Consider the following 7,275-nt stretch of genomic DNA (forward strand, 5'->3'; position numbering starts at 1 on the left):
GGATGCGCGTCGGCCTGTTCACGAACAACTACCTGCCGTTCCGCGGGGGTGTCACCACCGCGGTAGAGACGCTGCGGCAGGGGCTCGAGGCGCAGGGACATCGGGCCTGGGTCTTCGCGCCGGCGTCGAGCGCGCCCCACGACGATCCCGCCTTTGTCTTCCGCTACCCCTCGGTGCCCGCGCCGACCTATCCGGGCTTCGCCCTGCCGCTGCCCTTCTCGAGGCGCTGGAGCCGCGCGGCGCTGGCCCTCGACCTCGACATCTTCCACGCCCAGCATCCGTTCCTCCTCGGCGTGACGGCTCGTCGACTCGCCCGCTGCCAAGGCCGCCCGCTCGTCTTCACCTACCACACCCGCTACGAGAAGTACGCCCACTACGTGCCGCTCCCGGAACCCCTGGTCGCCTCGCTCGCGGTCAGGCTCGCCTCCCGCTTCGCCGGCGCAGCAGATCTCGTGATCGCCCCTTCGGCCCGGATCGCCGAGAGCCTCGCGGACCTCGGCGTGCGCGCGCCGATCGCCGTCGTGCCTACTGGAGTGCCGCTCGATCTCTTCCGTCCGGGCGATCGGGGGGAGGCGAGGCGAGCTCTCGGCCTGGACGAGGACGCGCCGCTGTGCCTCTACGTCGGCCGCCTCGATCGCGAGAAGAGCGTGGAGCGCGTGATCGACGCGTTCGGCTCGATCGCCCTGGCCGTGTCGGGGGCGCGGCTTCTTCTCGTGGGGCAGGGAAGCCACGAGGCGGCCCTCAGGCGCCTCGCCGCGGCAAGCCCTGCGAGCGAAGCCATCTGTTTCGCCGGCTCGGTCGCCCGGGAAGAGCTGCCGCCGTACTACCAGGCGGCCGACCTCTTCCTCTTCTCCTCCGAGACCGAGACCCAGGGTCTCGTGCTGGCCGAGGCGCACGCCTGCGGGCTGCCCGCCGTCGCGGTCCGCGCCTCGGGCGTCGACGAGGTCGTGAGGGACGGCGAGACCGGGCTTTTGACGAAGGCCGATACCGAAGAGCTGGCCGACGCGGCCATCGGACTCCTGCTGGACGCTCCCCGGCGAAGCGCCATGGCGCTCGCCGCGCGTGCTCTCGCGGCGAGCGATTTTTCCGCGTCGCGCCAGGTCGAGGTCATGGCCGGGCACTACCTGCGTCTCCTGGGCGGTTTCGCGTGAGCCCGGCGGGCGTCTCCGGTCGGTGGCTCCGGGCCGCGTTCCAGCCCGCATGGGATCCTGGGGCCGGGGACGCGGGACGGCGCGGGTTCATGGCGCCCGACCCCCGGGCGCGGACGCTGCTGCGGGTGTTGGTCTCGTACCCGGAGGTGCGCTACGTCCTCCCGGACCGCGTGGGCCTCACGGCCGGCGCCGACGCCCGCCTGATCGAGACCTTGATGCGCTTCCTGGGGCGCCAGGGATGGCTCATCACGCGCGTGACGTCCTCCGGTTGAGACCCAACCCTTGATCTGGCGCTTGAGACCCAACCCTTGATCTGGCGCTTGAGACTCAGCCCGTGATCTGGAACCCGGCGCTCGAGAGCCTGCCCCGCGATTCGATGCGCGCGATGCAGCTCGAGCGTCTCCGCGCGGCGGTGGCGTGGGCGGGCGAGCGCGTGCCGTTCTACCGGAACGCCCTCGCCGAGGCCGGCGTGGAGCCCTCCACGCTCAAGAGCCTCGAGGACCTCGAGCGGCTGCCCTTCACCCGCAAGGCGCATCTCCGCGAGCACTATCCGTGGGGGCTCTTCGCGGTGCCGCAGTCCCAGCTCGCGCGGATCCATGCCTCGTCAGGCACCAAGGGCAAGCCGACCGTGGTCGGCTACACGCGAAACGACCTCCTTATTTGGCGAGAAGTCATGGCCCGCTCCCTCGCGGCGGGGGGCGCCGAGCCCGGCCAGCTCATCCAGATCGCGTACGGCTACGGGCTCTTCACGGGAGGCCTGGGCTTCCACGACGGCGCCGAGCACATGGGCTTGACCGTCGTGCCCGTGTCCTCGGGGAATACGCTCCGGCAGATCCTGCTGCTTCAGGATTTTCGGCCCCAGGGCCTGGCCTGCACGCCGTCATTCGCGCTCCACATCGGCGAGACGATGCGCGAGCAGGGGATAGACCCGCGGAGCGTCGGCCTCCGGTACGGGCTCCTCGGCGCCGAGCCCTGGACGGAAGGCCTGCGGCGACAGATCGAGGCGCTGTGGGGTATCCACGCGGTCGACTTCTACGGGCTCAGCGAGATCATCGGGCCCGGCGTCGCGACGGAGTGTGCCGAGGGGCGGGACGGCCTCCACGTCAACGAGGACCACTTCCTGCCCGAGGTGGTGGACCCGGGGACGGGCGAGCCGCTGCCGGCGGGCACGGAGGGCGAGCTCGTCCTGACCTGTCTCACCAAGCGGGCGCTGCCCATCCTCCGGTACAGGACGGGCGACGTGACGCGCCTCGATTTCGAGCCGTGCCGCTGCGGCAGGACCACGGTGCGGATGGCACGCATCAAGGGCCGCACCGACGACATGCTGGTGATCAAGGGCGTCAACGTGTACCCCTCCCAGCTCGAGGCGGCGCTGTTGACCTTGCCGGACCTGGCACCGCACTATCAGCTCGTGGTGGACCGCGGCAAAGGCTTCCCGACCATCGAGGTGCACGTCGAGCCCTCCGAAGAGCGCGTGCGCGCATGGGGCGGCTTCGACTCGGCGCGGCCGGAGGTCGTCGCGCTGTCGCTGCGGGTAGGGGAGCTGCTCCGTGCCCACCTGGGCCTCAACCCCGAAGTCGCCATCGTACCGCCCAAGACCATTCCCCGCAGCGAGGGGAAGGCGGTGCGGGTCGTGGAAAGGAGCTGACCATGAGCCAGCGCGTCACGGAAGCGGAGCTCCTCGCGCGGATCGAGCGCGGCGAGCGCATCGAGTCGACCGAGGAGATGACGGAGGAGTACCGGCAGAGCTTGGTGCACCTCATGACCATGCAGGCCGACTCCGAGCTCGCGGGCGGCTACGGCTACGTGCCGTGGATCATGAAGGCTCCCGGCGTCGAGGAGAAGCACGTCGTCGCGCAGATCGTCAAGGACGAGCACCGGCACGCCGCCGTCATGTACGGGCTCCTCGCCGACCTTGGAGTGGACGTGGACGCCCACGTGCGGGCCCACGACGAAGCCTTCGCCATGCGCATCGACGCGTCGGCCGATGACATCGGCACCGCTCGGATCGGCGCCGACAAGCGCGTGAACATCTTCTACTACCCGATCGACACGTGGGCCGACTTCATCTTCTTCAACTTCTGCATGGACAGAGGGGCGGGTCACCAGCTGGAAGACGTGCGGCAGTGTTCCTACGGCCCGTGGGCGCGAGCCATCGAGGGCATCTTCAAGGAGGAGAAGTTCCACATCCGCCACGGCGAGTATTGGGTCACGAAGCTCGGCGGGGACCCCGCCACGCGGGGTGAGGCGCAGGCGACGCTCAACAAGTGGTTCATCCGCACGATGAACATCTTCGGCCGGCCCGGCTCGCCCAAAAACGCCCTCTACCGGAAGTACAAACTCAAGGTCCGGGACAACGATGAGGTCCGCCAGGCCTTCGCGGCCGAGGTCAAGGAGAAGGCTTTAGCAGTGGGCCTCACGCTGCCCGAGTGGATTCCGGTCTGGGACCGGCTGCCCGAAGAGGCCCAGATCCCAGGCTAGCTGCCATGCCCCGCGTCGCGGCCTTACTCCTCGCCACGAGTCTTCTGGCATGCGCCGTTCCTGGCGAGTGCCAGACGGGCCGCCAGGTCAAGGTTGTCCTCGAGTTCCAGCAGCAGGGGCAGGACAGCCGCCAGGGCGTCCAGGGCCGTGTGAGCGGGGTCATCATCCAAGATGGTACGACACGCGGGCAGGACGGCAAGGCGCGAGGCCGCGGCGGTGTCGCGGTTCAGGACACGACGACGCGGACCATCCGGAGCGAGGGCATCTTCACGATCGTCCAGGACGGCGGCACGGCGAGCATGCTGGTGGCGAGCGAGGTGCCGGTCACCGTGGTCGGGTGGTTCCGCGACTACGCGGCGGGGCAGGGGTACGCGGCGCAGGGGATGGCCTGGCAGCGCGTCGGCACCACCCTCGTCGTGAGCCCGACCATCCTGCCCAACGGGCAGATCCGCGTCCGGCTCATTCCACAAGTAAGCTACTTCTCGCCCCAGGGCGACGGCAGCATCGAGTTCAACGAGGCCGCGACCGAGGTGATCGTGCCCAACGGTCGCGCGATGCGGATCGGCGGCGCCACCCGCGGCATCAACCAGGTGACGCGCCAGATCCTCGGCTACCGCGAGCAGCAGTCCTCGAGCGAGTCGAGCTTCATCCTCACCGCCACCGTCCAGTGACCTCGTCCCCCCCAGTGAGCTCCTCAGCCGACGATTCCTCCGTTCCGGCGGAGCTCAAGGCCCGAATCGAGGGCCGACCCCTGGACCCGGGCGCTCGGCATACAGTTCCTCGCCCTGGGGCGTGGCTTCTGCCGGCTGGGGCTGACCGTCCAGCCCCACATGGTCAACTTCCAGGGCTATCCCCACGGCGGGGTCATCTTCTCCCTGGCGGACATCGCCTTCGGCGCGGCCTGCAACTCCCACGGCGGGACCGCGGTGGCGCTCAACATGACCATCAGCTTCCTGACTGCCGTCCAGGCCGGCTCGCGGCTCGTAGCGGACGCGCGGGAGATCAAGCAGGGCAGACGGGCAGGCTTCTACCAGGTGAGCGTGACGAGTGAGAAGGGGGCGCTGGTAGCGCAGGTCCACTGCGTGGCGCATATGGTGCCGGTGCTGGGGGGGTGCCCGCCGAAGAGTGATTGACATAATACCTCTTATCAGACACTGGCCAGCGATGGCAGACGCCAAACTGGCTTCAGAATGGATCAGGGCTTGGCTGGTGTCTGAAGGCTCGCTACGCGGGAGCGGATCTCCTCGGCGCGGCGAGTGTCCGGCAGGTCTTTGAGCAGGCGCTGATACGTCTCCACGGCCGCGGTCCGCTTGCCGCCGAGCTCCTGGGCGCGGGCAGCGTCGACCATTGCCTCCTCATAGAGGAAGTCCTTAGGCTTGGCCCTGCTAATAGCTGATAGGTATGCCTTCTCAGCGGCATCGTAGTTCTTCTCGACCTCCCAGCAGTAGCCGATATTGAGACCGGCCAGCGCTGCCAGGCTGCTGGAGCCGGCCTTGGCGCGGGCAAGCTCGAAGCTCGAGCGGGCCTGCGGGTACTGCGCGGCGCCGTAGCGGAGGCTTCCCAGGAGATAGGCGGCCTGGGCAACCGAGGACAGGCGCGGATAGTCCGCGATGACGGCCTGCAGCGCCTTCTCGGCGCGCTCGCGGACGTCGGCCGCGGCGCCGGGAGTCTGTGCCTTGGCCACGAGGGTCCGCGCCTGGGCGAACGCCATGCTCCCTTGTGACTCGTAGCGGCTCTTCCAAGCCGCCCAGCCGGCCCCCCCGAGACCCACGACTATGACGACGCTCAGGCCAAGGACGACCCAGCGAGTCCAGGGCCGCTCCCGAAGCCAGTCGAGAACGTTCATCGGGCGTTCTCGTCGTCCAGGCCCGGGTCGCTGACGCGCGCGGGCTCCGCGCGCTCGAGCCAAATCTCGCCTTTGACGGAAGATCCCTCAGCGGCCGAGAAGCTGCCGGCCTTGAGGGTACCGGTCAGGACGCCGGTGGGAAGGATGTCGAGGTGCGTGCTGGCCGTAAGGTTGCCGCGCACCTTGCCCGCGATGACGATCGAGGCCGCGTTGATATTGGCGTCGGCCTGAGCCGCCTCCGACACGACCACGCGGCCCGAGACGTCGATCTCGCCCTCGAAGCGCCCGTAGATGTGAAAATCCCCTTCGCCTGTGATCTCGCCTCGGAGCGAAAGTCCGCTGCCGAGGACGGCACGGCCGGGATCGGGAGGGGCTCCGACAGGCGAATTCCCGATCGATGGCGGCGCGGCCTCTTCAGGCGAGCCCGCGAAGCCCAGGAAGCGCCACACCCCGCCGATGCCGCCCGCACGCCCGGAAGGAGCCACGGGGTTAGTCTAAGTCGAGCGGCGGCCCAACCTCAAGGAGCTTCTGCGGTTCTCCCCTCGTCCCCTGCCCGATTTCCGCCCGAGGCGGCGCACCTCCGCGTGGCGGAAGCACGAGATCAGGTGGTCGTTGACGAGCCCGGCCGCTTGCATGAAGGCGTAGCAGATCGTGGGGCCCACGAAGGTGAATCCGCGACGCCGGAGATCGCGGCTCAGCTTGCGCGAGAGCGCCGTCTCGGCCGGGACTCGCCGCGGCGCGAGCCGGCGGTTCTGGATTGGCCTTCCGCCGACCGAGCTCCAGAGATAGGCCGCAAAGCTGCCGTGCTCGCGCTGGACCTCGAGGAAGGCGCGCGCGTTCCCGACGGCGCTCTCGATCTTTCCGCGATGGCGGATGGTGCCCGGATCGCGCAGGATGCGTGTCACCGCGGCAGGCGTGAAGCGCGCGACCCGCCTCGGGTCGAATCCTGCGAACGCCCGGCGGTACCCGCTCCGCCGTCGGAGCACGATGGACCAGCTGAGCCCCGCCTGCGCCCCTTCGAGGATGAGGAGCTCGAACAGCCGCCGGTCGGCGCGGATCGGAACGCCCCACTCGCGGTCGTGGTACGCGATCTCGGGCTCGCCGCGGGCCCAGTGACAGCGGCGGGGCACTGGACTCAGCGGCAGTCGCTGTAGGCCGACGAGCCGATGTGGTACGTGTAACAGCGCAGGGGGGACGCGGGCGGCGGCACCGGACCCGCCTTCTTCTCGCGGGGCGCGCTCAAGCGAGGAGCGGGCACGGGAGCGCACTCGGCATGCGTGTCAGACCCGACGGTGTAGTTGTGACAGGCGACCGCTAAACTTTGGGGCACCGAACCGGGGGGCGCCGAACCGGGCGGGGCACAGGCGGTATGTGTGTCGGAGCCCGTCGAGTAGCTGGCGCAGTACGCGGGTGAGTCCGCGCCGGTCCCTCCGGCCGGCGCCGCACAGACGATAAGCAGGGCGGCCAGCGTCCCAGCCGCGAGGAGCCGGGTCACGGGGCCGACTCGTCACGCACGCCGTGGCCCTTGGGCCTCTCCGCCTCAGCCCTGCTGGCGCGCTCTCGCCTCTCTCGCCTGGTGAGCTGCCAGGCCATGAGGCCGACGACGAGGCTGATGATGATCCAGCCCGCCGTGTCGAGGTTGACGATGAGCCACCCCACCAGGCTCAGTGCCGCCAGGAGCCAGAGAAGAGAGGCGTAGCGCGACGCGACCTGTTTCACGGCCCCGATTCCCCTCCCATCATTCCCCCCCCGAAACTGGCCTACCGAAACTGGCTTCCGGAAAATGGTGCCCCCGGG

Annotated in this window: 10 protein-coding genes; 6 read left to right on the forward strand and 4 right to left on the reverse strand. The window is 69.5% G+C overall.

Translation table 11 applies throughout. The annotated features are described in order from the left end of the window. The first annotated feature begins 2 nt into the window (after positions 1 to 2). The 6 genes from VGV06_19120 to VGV06_19145 all read left to right on the forward strand — a co-directional run bounded on the left by VGV06_19120 (position 3) and on the right by VGV06_19145 (position 4,765). Positions 3 to 1,151: a glycosyltransferase gene (locus VGV06_19120; protein ID HEV2057257.1), complete on the forward strand. Its 1,149-nt coding sequence runs from the start codon at positions 3 to 5 to the stop codon at positions 1,149 to 1,151. After that, the gene (locus VGV06_19125) at positions 1,148 to 1,423 is read left to right on the forward strand and encodes a hypothetical protein (GenBank protein HEV2057258.1); all 276 of its coding nucleotides are present in this window, start codon (positions 1,148 to 1,150) and stop codon (positions 1,421 to 1,423) included. The genes VGV06_19120 and VGV06_19125 overlap by 4 nt, the downstream gene beginning before the upstream one ends. A gap of 62 nt (positions 1,424 to 1,485) precedes the next feature. Beyond that, complete coding sequence (locus VGV06_19130; protein HEV2057259.1) at positions 1,486 to 2,799, forward strand: phenylacetate--CoA ligase; 1,314 nt, start codon at positions 1,486 to 1,488, stop codon at positions 2,797 to 2,799. A 2-nt stretch (positions 2,800 to 2,801) separates the two neighbouring features. Then, positions 2,802 to 3,632 (forward strand): Phenylacetic acid catabolic protein, encoded by an 831-nt coding sequence (locus VGV06_19135; GenBank protein HEV2057260.1) that lies wholly within the window; start codon positions 2,802 to 2,804, stop codon positions 3,630 to 3,632. Positions 3,633 to 3,637: 5 nt separating this feature from the next. Beyond that, positions 3,638 to 4,303, forward strand: coding sequence for a hypothetical protein (locus VGV06_19140; protein HEV2057261.1), 666 nt, complete (start codon positions 3,638 to 3,640; stop codon positions 4,301 to 4,303). Between the two features lie 33 nt (positions 4,304 to 4,336). Next, a complete protein-coding gene (locus VGV06_19145) occupies positions 4,337 to 4,765 on the forward strand; it encodes a hotdog fold thioesterase (GenBank protein ID HEV2057262.1) in 429 nt (142 codons plus the stop codon). 62 nt (positions 4,766 to 4,827) lie between these two features. Here the strand turns inward: VGV06_19145 and VGV06_19150 are convergent, their stop codons facing one another. From VGV06_19150 to VGV06_19165, 4 genes are all read right to left on the reverse strand, one after another. Next, on the reverse strand, positions 4,828 to 5,478 hold the full coding sequence (locus VGV06_19150) for a tetratricopeptide repeat protein (GenBank protein ID HEV2057263.1): 651 nt from the start codon (positions 5,476 to 5,478) through the stop codon (positions 4,828 to 4,830). After that, on the reverse strand, positions 5,475 to 5,963 hold the full coding sequence (locus VGV06_19155; GenBank protein ID HEV2057264.1) for a polymer-forming cytoskeletal protein: 489 nt from the start codon (positions 5,961 to 5,963) through the stop codon (positions 5,475 to 5,477). The genes VGV06_19150 and VGV06_19155 overlap by 4 nt, the downstream gene beginning before the upstream one ends. 9 nt (positions 5,964 to 5,972) lie before the next feature. Then, on the reverse strand, positions 5,973 to 6,608 hold the full coding sequence (locus VGV06_19160) for a DNA-3-methyladenine glycosylase I (protein HEV2057265.1): 636 nt from the start codon (positions 6,606 to 6,608) through the stop codon (positions 5,973 to 5,975). A 361-nt stretch (positions 6,609 to 6,969) separates the two neighbouring features. Next, positions 6,970 to 7,197 (reverse strand): hypothetical protein, encoded by a 228-nt coding sequence (locus tag VGV06_19165; protein ID HEV2057266.1) that lies wholly within the window; start codon positions 7,195 to 7,197, stop codon positions 6,970 to 6,972. Between the last annotated feature and the right edge of the window lie 78 nt (positions 7,198 to 7,275).

This window comes from Candidatus Methylomirabilota bacterium (genome assembly GCA_035936835.1).
Classification (GTDB): Bacteria; Methylomirabilota; Methylomirabilia; order Rokubacteriales; family CSP1-6; genus AR37.